24 protein-coding genes, 3 riboswitches and 1 other annotated feature are annotated in these 20,496 nt (G+C 41.4%); of the genes, 18 read left to right on the top strand and 6 right to left on the bottom strand.

Going from position 1 to position 20,496, the window contains the following annotated elements; genetic code table 11:
* Positions 1-143 precede the first annotated feature (143 nt).
* Positions 144-253: riboswitch (guanidine-I (ykkC/yxkD leader) on the top strand.
* A gap of 66 nt (positions 254-319) precedes the next feature.
* Together JJ692_RS14810 and JJ692_RS14805 are read left to right on the top strand one after the other, a co-directional pair.
* Positions 320-649 carry a DMT family transporter gene (locus JJ692_RS14810; protein WP_025092310.1) on the top strand — a complete coding sequence of 110 codons (330 nt, stop codon included), beginning with the start codon at positions 320-322 and terminating at the stop codon, positions 647-649.
* On the top strand, positions 646-960 hold the full coding sequence (locus JJ692_RS14805; RefSeq protein ID WP_024424636.1) for a DMT family transporter: 315 nt from the start codon (positions 646-648) through the stop codon (positions 958-960). The genes JJ692_RS14810 and JJ692_RS14805 overlap by 4 nt, the downstream gene beginning before the upstream one ends.
* 67 nt (positions 961-1,027) lie before the next feature.
* Here JJ692_RS14805 and JJ692_RS14800 read toward each other — a convergent pair whose 3' ends face one another.
* The gene (locus tag JJ692_RS14800) at positions 1,028-1,213 is read right to left on the bottom strand and encodes a hypothetical protein (protein WP_024424637.1); all 186 of its coding nucleotides are present in this window, start codon (positions 1,211-1,213) and stop codon (positions 1,028-1,030) included.
* Positions 1,214-1,374: 161 nt separating this feature from the next.
* On the opposite strand from JJ692_RS14800, the gene purU reads away from it, so the two are divergent.
* The 6 genes from purU to JJ692_RS14770 all read left to right on the top strand — a co-directional run bounded on the left by purU (position 1,375) and on the right by JJ692_RS14770 (position 6,936).
* Positions 1,375-2,277, top strand: a complete 903-nt coding sequence (gene purU, locus JJ692_RS14795) for a formyltetrahydrofolate deformylase (protein ID WP_024424638.1) — start codon at positions 1,375-1,377, stop codon at positions 2,275-2,277.
* 43 nt (positions 2,278-2,320) lie between these two features.
* Positions 2,321-2,539, top strand: a binding site (T-box leader).
* 55 nt (positions 2,540-2,594) lie between these two features.
* Complete coding sequence (gene proB, locus JJ692_RS14790; protein WP_024424639.1) at positions 2,595-3,692, top strand: glutamate 5-kinase; 1,098 nt, start codon at positions 2,595-2,597, stop codon at positions 3,690-3,692.
* A gap of 12 nt (positions 3,693-3,704) precedes the next feature.
* Positions 3,705-4,952 carry a glutamate-5-semialdehyde dehydrogenase gene (locus JJ692_RS14785; RefSeq protein ID WP_206533906.1) on the top strand — a complete coding sequence of 416 codons (1,248 nt, stop codon included), beginning with the start codon at positions 3,705-3,707 and terminating at the stop codon, positions 4,950-4,952.
* Between the two features lie 124 nt (positions 4,953-5,076).
* The gene (locus tag JJ692_RS14780) at positions 5,077-6,213 is read left to right on the top strand and encodes a Rap family tetratricopeptide repeat protein (RefSeq protein WP_024426809.1); all 1,137 of its coding nucleotides are present in this window, start codon (positions 5,077-5,079) and stop codon (positions 6,211-6,213) included.
* Complete coding sequence (locus JJ692_RS14775) at positions 6,203-6,337, top strand: hypothetical protein (RefSeq protein WP_024424642.1); 135 nt, start codon at positions 6,203-6,205, stop codon at positions 6,335-6,337. The genes JJ692_RS14780 and JJ692_RS14775 overlap by 11 nt, the downstream gene beginning before the upstream one ends.
* Before the next feature lie 170 nt (positions 6,338-6,507).
* Positions 6,508-6,936: an organic hydroperoxide resistance protein gene (locus JJ692_RS14770; RefSeq protein ID WP_024424643.1), complete on the top strand. Its 429-nt coding sequence runs from the start codon at positions 6,508-6,510 to the stop codon at positions 6,934-6,936.
* 32 nt (positions 6,937-6,968) lie between these two features.
* On the opposite strand, the gene JJ692_RS14765 is transcribed toward JJ692_RS14770, so the two are convergent.
* On the bottom strand, positions 6,969-7,415 hold the full coding sequence (locus tag JJ692_RS14765) for a MarR family winged helix-turn-helix transcriptional regulator (RefSeq protein WP_024424644.1): 447 nt from the start codon (positions 7,413-7,415) through the stop codon (positions 6,969-6,971).
* Positions 7,416-7,576: 161 nt separating this feature from the next.
* On the opposite strand from JJ692_RS14765, the gene ohrB reads away from it, so the two are divergent.
* Entirely contained in the window at positions 7,577-7,993 is a 417-nt protein-coding gene (gene ohrB, locus JJ692_RS14760) for an organic hydroperoxide resistance protein OhrB (RefSeq protein WP_024424645.1), read from the top strand.
* A gap of 237 nt (positions 7,994-8,230) precedes the next feature.
* Here the strand turns inward: ohrB and guaD are convergent, their stop codons facing one another.
* The 3 genes from guaD to JJ692_RS14745 all read right to left on the bottom strand — a co-directional run bounded on the left by guaD (position 8,231) and on the right by JJ692_RS14745 (position 12,543).
* Positions 8,231-8,701, bottom strand: a complete 471-nt coding sequence (gene guaD / locus JJ692_RS14755) for a guanine deaminase (RefSeq protein ID WP_206533905.1) — start codon at positions 8,699-8,701, stop codon at positions 8,231-8,233.
* Between the two features lie 139 nt (positions 8,702-8,840).
* Complete coding sequence (metE, locus tag JJ692_RS14750) at positions 8,841-11,129, bottom strand: 5-methyltetrahydropteroyltriglutamate--homocysteine S-methyltransferase (RefSeq protein ID WP_024424647.1); 2,289 nt, start codon at positions 11,127-11,129, stop codon at positions 8,841-8,843.
* Between the two features lie 150 nt (positions 11,130-11,279).
* A riboswitch (cobalamin riboswitch) is annotated at positions 11,280-11,471 on the bottom strand.
* A gap of 112 nt (positions 11,472-11,583) precedes the next feature.
* Positions 11,584-12,543: a S8 family peptidase gene (locus JJ692_RS14745; RefSeq protein WP_024424648.1), complete on the bottom strand. Its 960-nt coding sequence runs from the start codon at positions 12,541-12,543 to the stop codon at positions 11,584-11,586.
* A 443-nt stretch (positions 12,544-12,986) separates the two neighbouring features.
* Here JJ692_RS14745 and JJ692_RS14740 point away from each other — a divergent pair, with 443 nt between their 5' ends.
* The 7 genes from JJ692_RS14740 (at position 12,987) to JJ692_RS14710 (ending at position 19,293) form a co-directional block, all read left to right on the top strand.
* The gene (locus JJ692_RS14740) at positions 12,987-13,673 is read left to right on the top strand and encodes a response regulator transcription factor (protein WP_206533904.1); all 687 of its coding nucleotides are present in this window, start codon (positions 12,987-12,989) and stop codon (positions 13,671-13,673) included.
* Between the two features lie 3 nt (positions 13,674-13,676).
* Positions 13,677-15,026: a sensor histidine kinase gene (locus JJ692_RS14735; RefSeq protein WP_122631239.1), complete on the top strand. Its 1,350-nt coding sequence runs from the start codon at positions 13,677-13,679 to the stop codon at positions 15,024-15,026.
* 66 nt (positions 15,027-15,092) lie between these two features.
* Positions 15,093-15,782, top strand: a complete 690-nt coding sequence (locus JJ692_RS14730) for a PepSY domain-containing protein (RefSeq protein WP_151039383.1) — start codon at positions 15,093-15,095, stop codon at positions 15,780-15,782.
* A gap of 93 nt (positions 15,783-15,875) precedes the next feature.
* On the top strand, positions 15,876-16,394 hold the full coding sequence (locus JJ692_RS14725; RefSeq protein ID WP_151039385.1) for a PepSY domain-containing protein: 519 nt from the start codon (positions 15,876-15,878) through the stop codon (positions 16,392-16,394).
* Positions 16,395-16,599: 205 nt separating this feature from the next.
* Entirely contained in the window at positions 16,600-16,740 is a 141-nt protein-coding gene (locus JJ692_RS14720; protein ID WP_003212346.1) for a hypothetical protein, read from the top strand.
* Positions 16,741-16,873: 133 nt separating this feature from the next.
* A riboswitch (M-box (ykoK) riboswitch) is annotated at positions 16,874-17,038 on the top strand.
* Between the two features lie 207 nt (positions 17,039-17,245).
* Positions 17,246-18,604 carry a magnesium transporter gene (gene mgtE / locus JJ692_RS14715; protein WP_039178033.1) on the top strand — a complete coding sequence of 453 codons (1,359 nt, stop codon included), beginning with the start codon at positions 17,246-17,248 and terminating at the stop codon, positions 18,602-18,604.
* Positions 18,605-18,894: 290 nt separating this feature from the next.
* The gene (locus tag JJ692_RS14710; RefSeq protein ID WP_073204935.1) at positions 18,895-19,293 is read left to right on the top strand and encodes a hypothetical protein; all 399 of its coding nucleotides are present in this window, start codon (positions 18,895-18,897) and stop codon (positions 19,291-19,293) included.
* Positions 19,294-19,327: 34 nt separating this feature from the next.
* On the opposite strand, the gene JJ692_RS14705 is transcribed toward JJ692_RS14710, so the two are convergent.
* On the bottom strand, positions 19,328-19,657 hold the full coding sequence (locus tag JJ692_RS14705; protein WP_024424656.1) for a MerR family transcriptional regulator: 330 nt from the start codon (positions 19,655-19,657) through the stop codon (positions 19,328-19,330).
* Positions 19,658-19,849: 192 nt separating this feature from the next.
* On the opposite strand from JJ692_RS14705, the gene JJ692_RS14700 reads away from it, so the two are divergent.
* Both JJ692_RS14700 and JJ692_RS14695 read left to right on the top strand, forming a co-directional pair.
* Positions 19,850-20,005 carry a hypothetical protein gene (locus JJ692_RS14700; protein WP_087977671.1) on the top strand — a complete coding sequence of 52 codons (156 nt, stop codon included), beginning with the start codon at positions 19,850-19,852 and terminating at the stop codon, positions 20,003-20,005.
* A gap of 37 nt (positions 20,006-20,042) precedes the next feature.
* Positions 20,043-20,207, top strand: a complete 165-nt coding sequence (locus JJ692_RS14695) for a hypothetical protein (RefSeq protein WP_024426818.1) — start codon at positions 20,043-20,045, stop codon at positions 20,205-20,207.
* Positions 20,208-20,496: the final 289 nt, after the last annotated feature.

Genomic DNA, 20,496 nt, shown 5'->3' with positions numbered 1-20,496 from the left:
TAGTATACGGCGGTTCCATAAAAATTCTTTCGAAAAATGAACAAGTATATTTGCATGTGGGAAGCAAAGCGGTAGACCGGTATTTCGGGGTGTGATACAATTTTGACACACAGAATCTGCTTTAAGTCAGATCTGCTTATTAAGAAATGGTTTTCTAGGGTTCCGTGCGGGTGGCGCAGTCTGGACCGAGAGAAAACACATAGGGTCTAGACAATAGACCGTATGGACACGGAGGGATAAAAGCCCGGGAGATTTGATCAAACGATCGATTTCCGGGCTTTTTTTGTTGCTTGGAATCGTTCAGAAAGGAAGGGATTAGATGAAATGGGGAAACGTCTTGATTGCGGCGATCTTTGAAGTCGGCTGGGTGATGGGGTTGAAATATGCTGACTCTTTATTGGAATGGGCCGCAACCATCGTTTGTATTGTCGTCAGCTTTTATTTACTCCTGAAAGCCACGACTGTACTGCCAGTTGGCACACTTTATGCCGTTTTCACCGGACTTGGGACAGCAGGTACTGTCATAGTAGGTATGGTACTGGGAGAGCCAGTACAGCTAGTGAAATTACTTTTAATCATGGTGCTTTTAAGCGGTGTATTAGGACTTAAACTAACCACAGGTGAAAAGAAAGGAGAGACTGAATCATGAGCTGGCTTTTACTCATTGGTGCAGGCATTTTAGAAATGCTTTGTGTCACCATGATGAATCAATTCCAGAAAGACCGGCATGTCAAATGGATTTTATTCATTGCAGCTGGATTTTCGCTGTCCTTTCTCATGCTCTCTCTTGCGATGAATACAATTCCGATGGGAACGGCATACGCCATTTGGACTGGCATTGGAGCTGCTGGAGGAGCCATTGTCGGCATGCTGTTTTACGGTGAGTCGAAGGACGCAAAACGTATATTCTTTATCGCACTGATTTTATCTGCGGCGGTCGGGTTAAAAATCATTGAATAAGTGGTTTTCTATCACGCTGAAAAAGAAGAAAAAGAGCTAAAATAAAAATCATTTTAGCCCTTTTTTGTTACATCGAATGATGATTGGAATCGTTTTCATTTTTGCGGTAAAGCTGACTCACTAGAAGAAAACAGACACCAAATGTGAGCAAAGGAATGAGTCTCTCACCGGCCATAAAAAGATAAATACCTGTGATCAGACATACGATGCCGAGCCAAAAGCTCACTTTACCAAACAAAGTCATGCTTTTCATCTCCATCACTCCTTTTGTGATAAAAGGTCTACTCACATTATATCACGCTAGGTGCAGAATTGAATGAATATTCAATAAAAAATAGACTCTTCATTGCTTTTTCTCTTTCCAGTCCAGTATAATATTTCATTAGAATGAAAACGCAAATGAGGTCATGATACATGAGAACATTGATTACAGAGAAACTTGAATTACACAGACAAAAGCACGAGCAAAAAGGCAGATTACTTGTCAGCTGCCCAGATCAGCCTGGTATTGTATCAGCTGTTTCTTCCTTTTTATTTGAGCACGGAGCGAACATCATTGAATCGAGCCAATACACAACCGATCATGAAAGCGGCCGGTTCTTTTTAAGAATTGAATTTGATTGGAAAGACATCTCGGCGAATATGGATCAATTGAAAAATAGTTTTGAGCCAATCGCAGCATCATTTCAAATGACGTGGAGCATGTCGCGTGCAAGTGAGCTTAAAAAGCTGGCAATCTTTGTCTCAAAAGAGCTTCATTGTCTGCATGAGCTGCTGTGGGAATGGCAAAGCGGAAATTTAATGGCTGAAATCGCAGTTGTGATCAGCAATCATGAAACGGCAAAAGATACAGTAGAATCGCTTGGAATCCCATTCCATTTTGTAAAGGCGAACAAAGACATTCGCAAAGAAGCTGAAAAAGAGCAGCTCGCCTTATTAGAAGAGTACGACATTGATGTGGTTGTGCTTGCTAGATACATGCAAATTTTAACGCCTGGATTCATTGAAGAGCATCCGAACAAAATCATTAATATTCATCATTCCTTCCTGCCAGCGTTTATTGGTGCAAACCCATACAAGCGGGCATATGAGCGGGGGGTCAAATTAATTGGTGCGACTTCTCATTATGTCACCAATGATTTAGACGAAGGCCCGATCATTGAACAGGATATTGAGCGGGTCGATCACCGGGATGATGCGGAAGCCCTAAAAAATATTGGCCGGACAATTGAGCGCAGTGTGCTTGCACGTGCTGTCAAATGGCACCTTGAAGATCGCATTATTGTTCATGAGAATAAAACGATTGTCTTTAATTGACCGCTTGACTTTTCTTTAGCAATTGGTGATAATATAAAAAAATTAACGAGCGTTGAAAAGGAATAGTAAGCAGGAACTGATGCGTAAAGAGAGCAAATGATGTGCTGAAACATTTGCCGCAGACAGCTGCTGAACCTGCCCTTTGAGCCTTAGAGGAAAAATCTAAGCGCGTGCCTGGCGTTACAGGAGTTGAGTGGAATAAGCAGATCGCATGCTTATTCAATGAAGGTGGTACCACGGAAAATCCCTTTTCGTCCTTTACATAAGGAGAAATAGGGATTTTTTTGTGCCTAAAGGTATAGCGGAGGGAATCAAGGATGAAAAAGCAAAGGATCGTCATAAAAATTGGCAGCAGTTCATTAACAGAGCAAAAAGGAGCCATTGATGAACAAAAGATGCAGGATCATGTAAGAGCCATAGCAAAGCTCAAAGAAGCAGGTCATGAAATCATTTTAATTTCATCAGGAGCCGTTGCAGCAGGGTTTGGCAGTTTAGGCTATCCATCAAGACCTGTGACCTTAAAGGGGAAACAGGCAGCTGCCGCCGTTGGACAGGGTTTGTTAATGCAGAAATATACAGAGCTTTTTTCACAGTTTCATATGACACCTGCTCAAATGCTTTTAACACGTAATGACTTTTCAGATCGAACAAGATATCGAAATGCGTACGCAACGATGATGGAGCTGCTTGAAAGAAAAATCTTGCCGATCATAAACGAAAATGATTCAGTCTCCATCGAGGAGCTTACCTTTGGGGATAATGACATGCTGTCAGCTCTTGTCAGTGGATTAATCCATGCAGACCAATTGATCATATTAACAGACATCAATGGCATTTATGATGCAAATCCAAATGAGCATCCTGAGGCGAAGCGATTTGATGTCCTGACCCACATTTCAGAAGAATTGTTTTCATATGCAAAGAGCACCGGTTCAAAGGTTGGAACAGGCGGAATGAAATCGAAGCTCTCAGCTGCACAAACGGCACTTTCACTTGGCGTGAAAGTCTTCATTGGCACAGGCACTGGGGAAGACAAGCTGCTTCGCATACTTGCGGGTCAAGGCGACGGAACGTATATCGGTGAACAGGATTTATCAGCTGTGAACAACCGCCGTCAATGGATTCAATTCCACTCACCGGTCTCTGGGAAGATCATGATTGATGCAGGAGCGGAAGCGGCGATTTTGCATAATGGCAGAAGCCTTCTTCCGGCAGGAGTTATTGATGTCGCTGGTGACTTTTCTAAAGGAGAAGTCGTAGAAGTCGTCGGTCCAAACGGATTAGTTGGTAAGGGACAAACCTTGTACGCCTCCGACGAGCTTCTCGGCATTAAAGGAATGCGAAGTGACGAGCTTGCAAAAGAGAAGCCTGAGGTCATACACCGAGATCACTGGGTACAGCATGTACAAAACTGAGGAGGGAATACGATGAATGAAGTTCTTGAAAAAGCAAAAAAAGCAAGTGCAGCCAAAGATCAGCTGCTTCTAAAAACGACGGAACAAAAAAATGCTGCCCTGCACGCCATTGCCAGTGCACTAAAAGCATCTTCAGCTTATTTAATAGAAAAGAACCAAAAGGATGTTAAGGCTGCTGAGGAAAAGCAGTTCACGCAATCTGTCATTGACCGGATCACACTCACGGAAGAGAGAATTGAAGCCATTGCAGATGCGACCCTTCAACTCATTCAGCTAAAAGACCCAATTGGTGAAACGTTAGAAACCATTCAAAAAGAAAACGGTCTGTTCATCGAAAAGGTCCGTGTACCGCTTGGAACGGTTGGAATGATTTATGAAGCAAGACCAAACGTGACAGTCGATGCTGCGACCCTTTGCTTGAAAACTGGGAATGCTGTGATTCTGCGCGGAAGCTCATCTGCTATTCATAGTAATAAAGCGATTGTAAAGGTGATTCATGAAGCGCTTCATACGACGGATATTCCAGTAGACAGTGTGCAATTAATTGAAGATACTGGCCGTGAAACGGCGAAAACGCTGTTCACTTTAAATGAATACCTGGATGTCCTCATTCCGCGCGGCGGGAAGAATTTAATTGATCTTGTCGTGAGAGAGTCAACTGTGCCGGTGCTTGAGACAGGTGCAGGAAATTGTCATATCTACATTGATGAAACAGCGAAAAACGAAATGGCTGAGCGGATTGTGCTGAATGCCAAAACTCAAAGACCTTCTGTTTGTAATGCGATCGAGAGCATTGTCATTCATAAAACATGGGCAAACAACTACGGTGCTTCCTTATTTGAAGCCCTTCAATCCAATGGGGTAGAAATACGCGGTGATGAAGCCGTTTGCGCGCTTGCTCCTAGTGCTGCATTAGCGACAAATGAGGACTATGCAACGGAGTTTTTAGCACCGATCGTCAGTATTAAAATTGTAGAAAACATAGAACAAGCGATTCAGCATATTCAAACATATAGCTCTAAGCACTCTGAAGCGATCATTACGGAAAACGATGAGCATGCAGCCCTTTTCTTAACAGCAGTCGATGCTGCCGCTGTTTATCATAATGCCTCTACTCGTTTCACAGATGGCTTTGAATTTGGCTATGGAGCGGAAATAGGTATTAGTACGCAAAAACTTCATGCAAGAGGGCCAATGGGTCTGCCAGCCTTAACGTCTGAAAAATTTGTCATTCGTGGTCAAGGACAAATAAGAGAATAACGAATTTAAAAGAGAGTCTTGTGACAACAGGCTCTCTTTTTCCTTTCATTTTTGTATTTCTCCGGTCAAGTATGATAAAATATGGTAATGTTTTATATTTTGAGAAGATTGGAGAAGGCAACGTATGGCGAAAATCATTCCCTCTTCGGATATTGGAGTGAAAATCAACAAGTGGTATGAATTAATCCGCAGATTTGATTCCGAACAAGCAGAACAGTTAAAGCAGGAAATTCGCACCTCTCTTGATTCAATGGAAGAAGATCAGAATTTGCTTCTCTATTTTTCTTTAATGGAATTTAGGCATGAGGTCATGCTCGATTATTTAAAGCCATTAAAGGAAGGAAAGCTTCGCGCCAACTTTTCCGAGCTTTCGAAAGAAATAGATGAGCATCAAACGCATGTCACAGGCATGCTTGAATACTACTATCATTTTTTTAGAGGCATGTATGAATTCGGGCGGAGGGAGTATATTGCTGCCATATCGTCTTATCAAAAGGCAGAGCATAAGCTTTCTTTTGTATCAGATGATATTGAACGTGCGGAATTTCATTTTAAAATGTCAGAAATATATTATCACATGAAACAAACTCATATCTCGATGCACCATGCTAAACTAGCGCTGGATGTTTATGTTCAGCATGAACTGTATGCGCTTCGCACGATTCAGTGTGAATTTATTGTGGCCGGTAACTACGATGATATGAGAAGGCATGAAAAAGCATTACCACATCTCGAAAGAGCACTTGCGAGATCAAGAGAGTTTCAAAATGTGCGTTTTATTGCCTCCTCTTTGTTTAATATGGGCAACAGTTATTACCGAATGGGAGACTTGGGCCGCGCACTCGAATTAATGAAAGAATCCATCTCGTTATTTGATCAAAATCAATCCGACCATCTTCGTCGATCTATAGACCCTCTTTATACAGCCGCTCAGATATTATACAAACAAGGAAAACACGAAGAAGCATTACACTACAGAGAAGAATGTATGAAGAGAGCAGAAGCTCTTCAAGATGACATTCATATTCAGAAAACCATATTTCTAGAAGCATTGTATTTAAGACAAGATGCTGAGCATATTAAACGGATTTTCCATTTTTTAGAGTCTGCCTATGCATATCCAGATATAGAGGAGCTGGCATTAGATACCGCAAAGTATTATAATGAAATGGGGGATTATGAAAAATCTTCCATGTTCTATGGGGAAGCGGAACATGCTCGAATCTATATTCAGAGAGGGGATTGTTTATATGAATTTTAAAAAATGGGCAGTCGTCTGTACAAGTATCACCATTATGGCATTGTGGCTGGCAGCAGCAAATGCCGACCCAGATAACAGAAACCATACGCTAGAACAACCGAATCCGCAGCATGACACGATCTAAAAGCCCTTGTTAAAGGGCTTTTTTTACTGCCTAACAATTTCCGGACATACTCATAAAAAGGGTTCAGGCAGGAAAACTTAAAAAAGAGTATTTATTGATTGACTCTGTAATTTAAATTGTGTACAATTCAATTGTAGAAAACATTATTGGAGAGAAAGAGGGTTATATTCATGTCAGACGTTTTATTTACAGCAACGGTATCAGCTGTCGGAGGAAGAGAAGGTAAGGTTGTTTCAACAGATGGTGTACTTGAACATGACGTAGCAATGCCTGGAACACCAAGAGCAAAAAAACTTGAAAAAGCAACAAATCCAGAGCAATTATTCGCAGCAGGCTACTCTGCATGTTTTGATTCAGCCCTTCAAATGGTAGCGAGACAAGAGCGTATTCGCTTTGAAAGTGAAGTTACAGCACATGTCAGCTTATTAAAAGACAGTTCAGATGGCGGCTTCAAACTAGGCGTTCAATTAGAGGTAAAAGGAACTGGAATTGAGCAGTCAGCATTAGAAGAACTTGTTCATAAAGCACACGGCGTTTGCCCATATTCAAAAGCAACTCAAGGAAACATCGAAGTAGAACTAGTAGCTGTCGCACAATAATAGACATTATAAAAGGCTGAGGGAACATTCCCTCAGCCTTTTGATTGTGTTAAATTTTGCAAAAGCTCATGTAAAGAGGCACGCAGTGTTTTTAGCTCTTCTTCCGATCTGCCTGTCCCAGTCAGCATGTGAGACGGAATCGCAGTGGCCTTTTCTTTTAGCTGCTCTCCATATTCCGTTAAACGAATTTGTACAGACCGCTCATCCTCTTTTGAACGTTCTCGGATAATGAGTCCATTTTGCTCCATTCGTTTCAGCATGGGCGTGAGTGTACCGGAGTCTAAATAGAGAAGCTCTCCCATCGTTTTCACATTTAATGTTCCATGCTCCCACAATAAAAGCAGTGCCAAATATTGCGGGTACGTAATGTTTAATTCTTCTAATAACGGTTTATACTGCTTCGTCATCTCTCGTGAACTTGCATATAACAAGAAACAAAGCTGATTTTCCAGCTTCATATGTTCAAATTCATTTGTCATGTCAGTCACCAACTATTTTTTGTCATACTTATCATTGTATAAGATTTTCTTCCTTTTTAAAATAAATACAGACGAAAAATGAAAAATTGTTCAATGTGCGATAAATGTTTGAGAAATGAATAGAACGTGAAAAGGATCAATAGATAAAGGAGGAGATGAAGATGAAACCATTATTCACAGCAAAAGTAAAGGCACAGCATGGAAGAGCTGGACATGTTCGTTCAGAGGATGGTGTGCTCGACCATAACATTGTCATGCCTAACGCCAAGAAAGATGGAGAGACTGGAACAAACCCAGAGCAATTATTTGCAGCAGGCTATGCAGCTTGTTTCGGAGGAGCACTTGAACACGTAGCGAAGAAGCAAGGGATAGAAATAGAATCGGAAGTAGAAGGACATGTCAGTCTTTTAAAAGATGAAAGCGACGGCGGCTTTAAGCTTGGCGTAAAGCTGATTGTGTCTGCGAAAGGTCATGATCATGACAAAGTGAAAGAGCTTGTCCATGCTGCCCATGAATTCTGTCCATATTCAAAAGCAACAAGAGGGAACATTGAAGTAGAGCTTGAAGTGGCGGAGTAATAGTAGAAGACATCTGCTTACAAGCAGGTGTCCAGCGTGTAGACAAACCCTCGCATTCGGTGTCAGGTCTGTGCTCCGGTGCTCACGAATGTCAAATTCGCTCCGCTCCGCTGCTCGTCCTTCCTAGACTGCAAAGGTTTTCTATCACGCTGAAAAGAAGACAAAGGGCTAAAATAAAGATCATTTTAGCCCTTTGTCAACAATCCGCAACACCTGCTTACGAGCAGGTGTCTTTTTTTAATATTCTTTCTTTTTATCATATGCTTCCCATGCTTCAAATGGCGCAAGGTTTTTTTGAGTTGTCAGTTTGTAAAATGGTATATTTCTTGATTCGTATTCTTTGTTGATTTCTTCATAAATAAATGAGTCATCAAAACCAGAATCCGCTGCATCCTGATGTCCAGCAGCAAAATACACAGCTTTTGGTCTAGCCCAGTAAATAGCGCCAAGGCACATCGGACAAGGCTCGCAGCTTGTGTATAGAATGCAATCTTCTAATTGGTATGTATGTAGAGTTTGGCACGCTTTGCGAATGGCTGTGACTTCTGCATGTGCGGTTGGATCGTTACTCGTTGTCACGTTGTTGCTGCCCTCTGCAATAATCTGACCATCCTTGACAATGACTGCTCCAAAAGGACCGCCAGTACCACTATTGACTCCTTCTACTGCAAGATCAATTGCGCGTTGTAAAAAATCTTCGTGATTCATTGTCTTCCTCCCTTTGTTCGACTGACTTCTCTAGTATAAACGAATCATGCTAGAAAAGAAATCATCATAGTAGGAGATCGAACAGGCCAATTTGCGCATAAAAAACCCCTGCTGAGTTCAGCAGGGGAGAGACATTCAATTAAGCGTGCTGCGCCAGCTTTTTACGAGCGACTTCAGCAGCTGTGACCATGTTTTTCAAAGCAGCAATGGTTTCAGGCTCTTGTCTAGTTTTTAGACCACAATCCGGATTCACCCAGAAGCGATCTGTTGGACAAACGTTCAGCGCATCATCAATAATTTCGCTCATTTCTTCAACAGATGGAACACGCGGGCTATGGATGTCATAAACGCCTAGTCCAAGTCCTTTCAAATACGGGTGTTTTTCTAAGTAATCGAGGAATCCGCCATGACTGCGTGAATGTTCAATTGTAATCACGTCAGCATCCAAGTCTTCGATTGTATCGACAATATCCTCGAAGTTACTGTAGCACATATGTGTATGAATTTGTGTTTCATTTTGAACGGATGATGTGGATAAACGGAATGACTCTGCTGCCCAGTTTAAATATTCTGCCCAATCACTTTCTTTGAGCGGAAGTCCTTCTCTTAGCGCAGGCTCATCCACTTGGATCACTTGAATACCAGCTGCTTCTAAAGCTTCTACCTCTTTACGCAAAGCGAAAGCGATTTGGAAAGCAATGTCTTTGCGAGAGATATCCGTTCTTGGGAAAGACCAGTTTAAGATGGTAACAGGTCCTGTCAGCATGCCCTTGACTTTTTTCTCTGTCAAACTTTGTGCGTAAACTGTCTCTTTCACTGTCATTGGCTCTGTAAACTCTACATCTCCATAAATGATTGGCGGCTTCACGCAGCGTGATCCATAGGATTGAACCCAAGCAAATTTTGTAAAGGCAAATCCGGCTAGCTTCTCACCGAAGTATTCAACCATGTCTGTACGTTCAAATTCTCCATGTACGAGCACATCCAGACCAATTTCTTCTTGAATATCAATCCATCGTTTTGTTTCTTTCTTAATAAACTCATCATACTCTGCATCTGTCCACTCATTTTTGCGCCACTTTTGACGAGCACTGCGCACTTCGGCAGACTGCGGGAAACTGCCAATTGTTGTTGTTGGTAGAAGCGGCAGTTCAAGAGATTCGTTTTGGATACGAAGGCGTTCTTCAAAGGCAGCTGGACGTTTAAAATCTTTCGATGAAAGATTGTTGCGTTCCGCTGTTAGATCCGCATTTGTTCCTTTTGCGAACTCTTTTAAGGTAAGAAGTGCTTGTGCTGCTTCGTTAATATCAGCATCAATGGCAGCTGCTCCTTTTGTTAAACCTTCTTTTAGCAGTGTCAATTCAGCCAGCTTTTCAGTAGCATAAGACAGTCCGTTTAATAGTTTTTCTTCAAGCTGTTCGCTTGGGTGTTTGGCAACTGGCACATGCAGCAAGCTGCTTGATGGCTGCAGCCACACTTCTTTCGGCTGAACGTCAGCAATGACTTCAGAAATAAAGGATAATCTTTCGCCAAGGTCTGATCTCCAAATATTTCTTCCATCAATGACGCCTGCTGCTAAAATTTTATCTTTCGGGAAGCCGTGCTTTTTCACTTGATCAAGGTTGCGCCCTTGATCATGGACAAAATCAAGACCGATTGCTTCAACAGGATATGTGACAAGCTCTTCATACGCATCTACTGAATCAAAGTATGTTTGAAGAAGAATGTTCAACCCAGGTACGGCTTCTTTGATCGTTTGATAGATTTCTTTTACTGCTTTTACGTCTTCACTGGAAGCTGTGACAAGTGCAGGTTCATCAATTTGAACCCATTTGACGCCTGCTTCTTTAAGTTCTTTTAAAAGCTGAGTATAAAGCGGCACTAGACGCTGCTGGATTTCTTTTACTTCATTTGCTTCATAACCTTTAGAAAGTGAGACAAATGTATATAGACCAAGTACAACCGGTTTTGTTTCAACACCAAACGCCTTTTTCACCTTTTCGTAAGCTTCAAGCGGTTTGTTGTGTGTGAGTTTAAATTCTGTGCTTTTTTCGTATTCTGGAACGATGTAGTGATAGTTTGTATTAAACCATTTTGTCATTTCACTTGAGACGGCATCTTTTGTTCCTCTTGCCATCGCGAAGTATGTATCTAGCGGGTCTTTTAAGCTGCGGAAGCGCTCTGGAATCCAATTGAACATAACAGCGGTATCCAGCACGTGATCATAGAAGGTAAAGTCTCCAGAAGGAACAACATCAATTTGTTGATCGATTTGTGTTTTAATGGCAGTTAAAAATTGTTCATCCAGTGTGCTTAAGAGGGTTTCGCGGTCTGTTTGACCTTTCCAGTAAGACTCAAGTGCTTTTTTCCATTCTCTGTTTAAACCAATTCGCGGAAAGCCTAGATTACTTGTTTTAACAATTGTCAATTCCAATTCCTCCTCTAAATATAAAAAGACATTTACGCTCATGATCATGATTGATGAGGTAAATGTCTGGTTTAAAAGACAAAATGTGTGTGCGAAATAAGGCGTGAGTATCACTGACGCTTTTCCGACATCTCCTATCAACCGTAGGGGGTTTGATGTGATAGAGCGGCTGGTATCCTGGCTGGTGAATCTGCAAGCTTTTCATCCTTCCCATCCTCATGACAGTGGATTCCTGAGAAAAGCTCTCCTCACTCACAGTGGCGGGACCGCGCCGGATTTTCACCGGTCTTCCCAATTAAAATTCGACGTGTAATCGAATTACCGACTCTCAAACTATGAATTTATTGTGTTCGATTATATAACGTTCACTTCATTTCGTCAAAGTAAATTTTGAATAATTTTAATTAAAAAAATCCTGAGAAAATTCTATCTTTTCTCAGGACCTCTATTTAAGCTATAGAGATAAAAGATCTGCTTCCAATGTTTTTTCTAAAAGGACATCAGGCGCAGTTAAATATAAAAATCCATTCCCTACAAGGGCTTTCGACTGCTTTAATGGAAGGGTTCTTCTGACAAGCTGAGCATAAACCTCAGGCTCTGTCAGCTTGCGCTGGAACGCTTCTTCTTCAGCATTTTTAATAATGGCTAGTGCACCGCTTACGTGAGGGGCAGCCATTGAAGTTCCTGTGAGCCTGCCATATTTATGGTTAGGGAGAGTGGATAAAATGTCTTCTCCTGGAGCGACGAGGTCGATTTCTTTATTGGCGTTAGAAAATTCAGAGGATTCTCTAGCAAGGGAAACAGAACCGACGGCAATGACTTCATTGTATGCTGCTGGGTAGGAGAACTCTTCCGTACGCTCGTCCCCGTCCCCTTCATTTCCTGCTGCGCACACAACAAGCACACCGCTTTTTACCGCATTTTGAATGGCTTCCTGCAGGGCAGGCTCATTGCTTGGACCACCGAGAGACATGGAGATAATATCCACCTTCTGCTCTGCGGCATAGTTGATGCCATCAATGATCCACTCATATTTTCCGCTGCCATTTTCACCGCCAAGAACTTTCACGATGAGAAGCTTGGCTTCAGGGGCAACCCCTAAAATTCCGCCATTTTGATCTGTTGCGGCAATCGTTCCTGCTACATGGGTACCATGCCCATTGTAGTCTTTTACATTTTCAGCATCTCCATCGTCATCATCGGTAAAGTTCTTCCCACCGATAATCTGATCTTTTAAGTCGGGATGCTCTGTGTCACAGCCTGTATCAAGGACAGCAATGGTTATGCCTTTTCCTTTGAAGCCACTTGACCAAAGTTCGGGTGCTTTAATCTCCTGAATACTTTCCGGCGTCTCTTTCGCTTCCATCACATTGGCTTTTACTTCATACGGAATTAAGCGAATTTCACCTTTCATAAGAAAGCCCTCCTTATTTTGTTTTCAAAGTAGATTCAGGCTGCATAATGTTATTGTATAAAAGAAACTTTTGATCGGAAAGGGTCAATTGTAATAATTTTTCAAATAATCAATCTATTATCAAAAGTGCAGTTCTCCTCACATATTGACGAAAGAGCTCACCTTTTGAAGAAAACTCTTGATATCATATGAAAAAGAAGGAAAAGCTGCATAGTGAGGTTGCACATGTACAGATGAAAATGGGTGAATAGAACTAAAAGAGGCAGACTAAAAAATAATGAGATGAAGTAACAAATTGAGAAGAAGGCTCAAGTTAAATGTTTTTTCTCAAAAATAATTCCCTCCATAAAAAAATAGATGTGAAGATTGTGACTGTTCCAAATAAGAAAGGCAACATATAATAATGGAAAGACAAGCTTGCCTTTTAGATAGGAGAGATAGAGATGAACAAAGGGAAGATACTCGTAGTCGAAGATGAAAAGAAAATCGCAAGGGTGCTGTCACTTGAGCTTGAATATGAAGGATATGAGGTGACAGTCAAAGAGACAGGAATAGACGGGCTTCAGGCTCTTGAAGAAGTTAGCTTCGATTTGGTGCTGCTTGACGTCATGCTTCCAGAGTTAAGCGGGCTTGAAGTGCTGAGAAGGGTTCGGAAGACAAATACAGCGACACCTATTATTTTGATTACAGCAAGGGGAAGTATTCCTGATAAAGTAAGCGGGCTCGATCTTGGGGCGAATGATTATATAACAAAACCTTTTGACATAGAAGAATTATTAGCACGAATTCGCGCGCAGCTAAGGTTGAATATACATGCACAAGAAGAAAAGGAGACAGAGCTGAGCATAGCAGACTTAACGGTCAACGAGAAAACAAGAGAAATACAAAGGGCTGGGCAAATGCTTGAACTTACACCGAGAGAATATGACCTGCTTGTTCACTTACTGAACCATCAGCAGCAAGTGCTCACAAGAGATCAGCTTTTAACAGCGGTTTGGGGTTTTGATTATTTCGGTGATACAAACGTGGTAGATGTCTATATTCGTTATTTAAGGAAAAAAATCGATTACCCATTCGAAAAACAGCTGATTCACACAGTGAGAGGTGTGGGTTATGTGATGAAAGGATAAAGAATGAGATTAAAAAATAAGATTCAGCTTTATACGTCGTTGTCTTTGTTTTTAATGGTGCTCTTGTTTCATACAGCCATTTATTTTATTTTTTCGATGACCTTGACGCAAAAAGATATGTCCCGCTTGTCTGAGGTGGCTGAAAATATTGCGATTGCTTTAAAAAAATCAGAGGAAGAGGGTCTTCCGTCCTCGGAGCTGCTGAAGGCGTACCTGCCTCAAAATGGTATGATCCGTGTCGTGACAGAAACGGGAAAGTCAAAACTGACTGTCACAAAGGAATCAACGTTTAGCTCACTGCCGTTTACATACGAATCTGGTCAGACAGCAGAAATCAAAGAATACAATAAGCATATGATTGCATTCGCTGCTATTCCGGTCATTTGGACAAATGGTGAGATTATGTCGCTTCAAGTATATGAAGAAATCGAAAATACGGAAGAGAACTTAGCGTTATTAAAAATGATTTTAATCGCTACCGGCGTTTTGTTTATTGTGCTTTCCTATTTTGCAGGCCACGTTTTAACAAAGCAAATTGTCCGGCCGATTAGCAGAATGACGAATACCATGAAGGCAAGTATGAAAGAGAAGGCGTTTAAACGAATTGAATTAACAGGCGATTCAAAGGATGAACTATATCAAATGGGACAAACCTTTAATGAAATGTCCGAGATTCTCGAGAAGCATTATGAAAAAGAACAGCAATTTTTGCATGATGCCTCCCATGAATTGAAGACACCGATTACCGTCATTATGAGCTACAGCAATTTACTTAAACGCTGGGGGCAAACACGTCCAGAGGTTGTAGAAGAATCCTCTCAAGCGATTCATGATGAAGCGAAAAAAATGAAAAGACTGACAGATCAATTACTGACATTGGCGAAAAACGGCCAGCCGTTATACTTGGATATGAAGCCGGTTGATCTTGGTCATTTGTGCAAGCAGCTATGTCATACACTTGAAGTGGCCACCAATCGAACGATTCAATCTCATGTGCAGACAGATCAGCCGCTGATCGCAGAAGGAGACGAAGAGAAAATCAAACAGCTTTTGACTATCTTAATTGATAATGCGGTCAAATATAGCAGAGAGCCAGTTGATGTGACCTGCGGATGGGCAGGAGACAAGCCATTTATTTCAGTGATTGATCAAGGAATTGGCATAAAAGAAGAGGATCTGCCGAAAATCTTTGACCGCTTTTTCCGTGTGGATGAAGCGAGAAACAGTGAGACGGGCGGAACCGGACTCGGTCTTTCAATTGCGAAGCAAATTGCAGAAGAACATGAGGCCGAGCTGAAGGTAGACAGCCGTATCGGCGAAGGGACAGCTATGACCATTCTTTTTCAGAAATAAATGGGTCTTTTCTCATCAATTTCTCATTTCCTCCTTATAAAATAGGAAATAGGAAGGAGGCGCTGCATGTCTAGAAAAACGAAAATGGTGCTTGCGCTCGCAGGATGTCTTGTGATTCTTGCGGCCTTTGCAATGCTCATGATCCAAACCATTGATCAAAAAATATTAAGTGAAGCAGAAATGAAAAAAATGATCTCAAAAGACTATAATGGAAACATTACACATATTGATTTAATCAATCATAAACAGGACTACACAATGACGCTGGAAAATGCAAATGGCATCTATCAAATCATTGCATCTTCTGCAAGCGGTCAAATGAAAGAAATTAGACAGTTAAAAAGCTATCAGAAGACAAATGAAAAAAATGCTGAGCTCCAGGCAGAAGAGGCAGCTGTTAAAAAGGTGAGCGGAACCGTCATTCAAAAAAAGGAGACGTCAGGTCGTTTCATTTTTACCATCCAATCAAAAAAAGAATTGTATCAAGTCGAGGTCGGCAAACAGTCATTTAAGGTGCTTGAAGCAGAAAAGAAAAAACCAACCTCTAAAGAAAAGAAGCTCACGAAAATCACCGTCGAGGAAGCCATCCAAATTGCCGTCAAAGAAGTTGGCGGAACAGTGGATGATGCTGATCTTGAAACATTCAGCGGTATGCTCGTATTTGAGGTGGAGCTGGATTTGCCTGACGGCAGAGAGGCAGAGGTGCTTGTGAACGCCTATACAGGAGATATTGAGGGCATTACGTACGAAAACTAATCCTTTTCTCATGATATTCTCATGTTTCTTTCCTTCCTTTATCATCTTGTTTTCTTAAGATATAGAAGAAATCAAACAGAGGAGGAAATGAACATGATGAAAAAAATACTAGTAGCTACAGCATTAACGGGAACTCTTGTCGCAGGTGGTTTCACACTTCAAGCGCAAAATACAAATCAAACAGCAAACGCCGAGCAAGTCGTGCAAAAGAAATCGCCATTTGTTTCAAAGAAACAAGCTGAAAAAGCAGCCTTAAAAGTGGTGAAAGGCTATGTGGATGATGTGGATCTTGAGCGTAAAAAAGGAAAATGGGTGTATGAGGTCGAGATCAAAAAAGGCGGCTTTGAATATAAAGTATATGTCGATGCAAAAACTGGAAAAGCGCTGAATGATCCAGTCAAAGAAAAGAAACAGAACGTGAAGATCACGAAAAAACAGGCTGAAAAAATGGCTCTTGCAAAAGTAAAAGGCACAGTCACAGATTCTGATCTAGATAAAGAAAATGGTGTGTACATTTACGAAATTGAAATCACAACACCAAGCGGCGAGGAAGTTGATTTTGAGATTTCCGCTAAAACAGGCAAAATCCTGAAGCAAGAATGGGATGATTAAGCTATGACCAAACCTTACATTTTCATGTGTAAGGTTTTCATCGTGTAGACAAACCCTCGCATTCGGTGTCAGGTCTGCGCTCCGGTGCTCACGAATGTCGAATTCGCTCCGCTCCGGTGCTCGCCCTTCCTAGACTGCAAACCTTACACTTTCATGTGTAAGGTTTTTTCATTGGGACAAACTACGGGAAAGGAGGCGAGAGAATATGAAGAAAAAAGAAGAAGAGCAAACAATGGATCACGCGGAATACGTTCCGCATCCTGATGGAGAAGGATATGCTTTGTTTTTGCATGATTCCTTTCATCTCCTCTCCCAAGAGGATATGAATCAGCCGGAAGAGGAATAAAAAGACATGAAAAGGGCGATGGCTGAGCTGTCTATCGCTCTTTTTTTGAAAAGTAAGCGAATACATAAGGATACTTGGCATCTTGCTTATTGACATCATTCCGCTTTTTCTGTAATCTCAGTGTGTTAACAATATGAGACTTCGTTAGGTGAGGCTCCTGTATGGAGATACGCTGCTGCCCAAAAATGTCCAAAGACGCCAATGGGTCAACAGAAATCATCGACATAAGGTGATTTTTAATGCAGCTGGATTTGATCCTATGCCATACAGTGCTAAAGCTCTACGATTGAAGGAGCAAGTGTTTATTTTGTCATGCTTACAAAGCGCCTTCATTCGGTTGAAGGTGCTTTTTTATGAGAAAAGGAGGTGTGGGGATGGATCATCCCGATTCGAGACACATAGAGAGTATGTCAAAAGATCAGATTGACGCATCAGACAGAGGAGATCCTGACCCCGCACATTCTAAGGGATTCGGGTATCTCCTGACTTTGGGGAGGTAACAGCGATGATACAGAACATTACGTACGATGAACTCATTTTAAGAATCATTATTTTATTAAGAGATGGCAAACGCAAAGAATTTAAAAACATTATGGAAGAACTTCAGCCATATGATATGGCCTATTTATTTAAAGAACTTCCAGAAAAACACCGCGGCCGTTTCCTCAGCTTTTTAACAGTCGATGATGTGACGGAAATGATGGGTGAGCTTGAGCGCGAATACCAAGAAATTGTGCTTGAAAAAGTAGGAAAAGACAAAGCCACCTTCGTCACAAACAAAATGGATAACGATGACCTAGCCAACTTGTTTGATGAAATGGATGATGAGCTGAAAGACCAGCTTTTATCAAACATGGAGGCAGAGGAATCAAAGGCCGTCCAGCTTCTCATGAATTATCCTGCTGAGACAGCAGGCCGGATCATGACCAACCGGTACGTTTGGATTCCTCAGCACTATACGGTTCAGGACGCGGTTGTAAAGCTGAAAAGCTTTGCTGAAATTGCAGAATCGATCAACTATTTATATGTCATTAATGATCAAAAGCAGCTTGTAGGGGTTCTGTCGTACCGGGATCTCATTTTAGGTGAACCAGATGAAAAAGTGCAGGATCTTATGTTTACAAGAGTCATTGCCGTTGGAGCTTTTCAAGATCAGGAAGAAATCGCAAAGCTGATTGAACGGTATGATTTTCTTGCCATTCCTGTTGTAGAAGAGAACAATGTCCTTGTCGGAATCGTCACAGTCGATGATATCATTGATGTCGTCATTCAAGAGGCAGGAGAAGATTATGAGAAGTTCGCTGCCTCTGGTAAAGATATTACATTCGACACGCCCGCTTTTGTTGCGGCATACCGCCGTCTCCCGTGGCTCATTTTGCTCTTATTCATTGGGCTGATTTCAGGCAGTATTTTAAATTACTTTGAAGATACCCTTCAGCAAGTCGTCGCCTTAGCCTTCTTCATGCCAATGATTGCAGGAATGACAGGGAATACAGGCACACAGTCGCTTGCCGTCGTCATTAGAGGACTTTCAAAAGAAGAATTAACGAAAAAAACCATTATGCGCCTGATTTTTAGAGAGCTCCGAACAAGTATTTACATTGGGATTGTCTGTTCCATCATTATTACAGTCGTCGCAATGGTGTGGCAGGGCAATATGATTTTAGGATTTGTTGTCGGTTCCTCACTGCTTGCCACACTGATTATTGGAACGATGGCAGGTACGATCGTGCCTATTATTTTACACAGATTAAACGTCGACCCTGCGATTGCATCTGGGCCACTGATTACAACATTGAATGATATTTTATCACTGCTCATCTATTTTGGTATTGCGACAGCGTTCCTTCATACACTTATGTAGCAAGAAGACTGTAAAACATGACGTTTTGCAGTCTCAGCGCGCTGACAAACCCTTGCATTCGGTGTCAGTCCTTGCGTGCCGGTGCTCACGAATGTTCAATTCGATCCGCTCCGGTACTCGTCCTTCCTAGACTTCAAAGGTTTTCAGATCGCGCTGAAAGGTAGACAAAGGACCATCCTTTGTCCACAATCTAAGCCTGTAAAACATGACGTTTTACAGGCTTTTTTTGTATAAAGATTGCATATAGCGCTTCCATCCTTTACATTTTAAGGAGAAGGTGGGAGAGAAACATGAAGAAATTCTTATTCGTTTTGATGTGTATGTTTTTGCTGAGTGCATGTCAAAGGGAGGACGAGGGGAAAGACCGAAGGCTAGTGGCTGCAGAGCATATGCTTGAAGCCATCACCGAAGGAAATAAAAGAAAAATGGAAGACATCTACGTCGAAGGTGCGGTTCCGAGCCCGGATGACATTCTGAAACTGAAAAAAGAATGGGGCATAGACACGCTTTCTTATGAGGATTTTCAATTGGAAGAAGCCAGCATTCATGTGTTCCATGCGAATTATGAAGATGCAAAAACCGGGAAGAAAAAGGCACTTGCCCTGCGGGTGAATGAAGACCCTGAAAGAGGCGGCGTGCTGATTGACTTTGTAGGGGTTGTAGAAGGTACTGAAGCTTCCTCTAAATAAAAAGAATCGTTCAAAAGAGCGATTCTTTTTTTGTTTAACGATTTTTATACCGAAAGTGTGCGTTAATCTGGCCTTCCAGCATTTTTTTCTTAAATTGTCCGCTTTTTAGCGCTTGTTCTTTTTTCTTCATGTCCTTTAAAATTTCAGCTGTCTGCACACCGTCTTCCCGTTTATTGGCGATATCCATCAAACGTTCAACATCTGCAAAAGAATATTTCCGTGTGCCTCTTGTTGAGCGCTGGGGGTAAATGAGTTTACGTTCCTCATAATATCGGATTTGCCTGACGGAAAGCCCTGTTAGCTCACTGACAATCCCGATTGAAATGACTTTTTTATCTTTATAAGATACATCTTCCTGCGTCATATACTCACCCCTGCAAGTCTTTTCTTCATATTATATAGAACGAGAAGTGAAAAAACCTATCGTTTGTTAGAAAATATAACACAAAAACGAAAAAAATGAAAAAACCATGGGAGGAAAGATTACAGGGAGTGTGCAATACATCTTACGGCGGCATATAATCATGGTGAATTGACATAGGAGGAGGAGCATATGATGGAGGAAGCACAGATCATTCGTATGGCAAAAGAAATCATCGCATTAGATGTGAAGAGGGATGAATTGCTCGAGCAATTCATGCAGGCTGCAGGTCAGAATGCACATGCGCTTCTAAGAGCCATGCAAAATGATTTGTATAAGAAGTCTTCATAAGCACCCGATCCAAATCACTTGATAGGAGGGATAATCGGTGCGGCGTATATTAAAAGAAGCTTTAGCAAAGGAAAGACATTATTATACGAAGCAGCTATGTTCATTAGGGGTTTACAGCCCTGATGCGGCCAAGAACATGACAATTAGTGACTTAAAAAAAGAGTATCATTTCTTTTTCAACAAAACAGAACGCTGTCTGTAAAAATCCCTTGAAATGTGCGTATGTCACATAAAGGGTTCTTTTTTTTGTTTAATATTATAGCAATATTGAATTTTGTAGAAATTTGGCGAATGAAGTGCAAGAAACCATAGATTCTTTACAGATTTTGTTAAAGTGTGTCGCATCTTGATGGTTTGCTGAAAAAGCTTTTTTTCGAGATGATTGTGAAAAATAAGAAGGATTTTAAAAGTTTATATCGAAACCTTATACATAACACGAATGGAGTCACTTATGTGGTTGAAAGGGTTTTCAAAAACGTACTTCTATTTTT

The organism is Bacillus sp. 3a (assembly GCF_017161885.1).
GTDB classification, from domain to species: Bacteria; Bacillota; Bacilli; order Bacillales; family Bacillaceae; genus Bacillus; species Bacillus safensis.
This window is presented reverse-complemented; position numbering and strand designations above follow the sequence as displayed.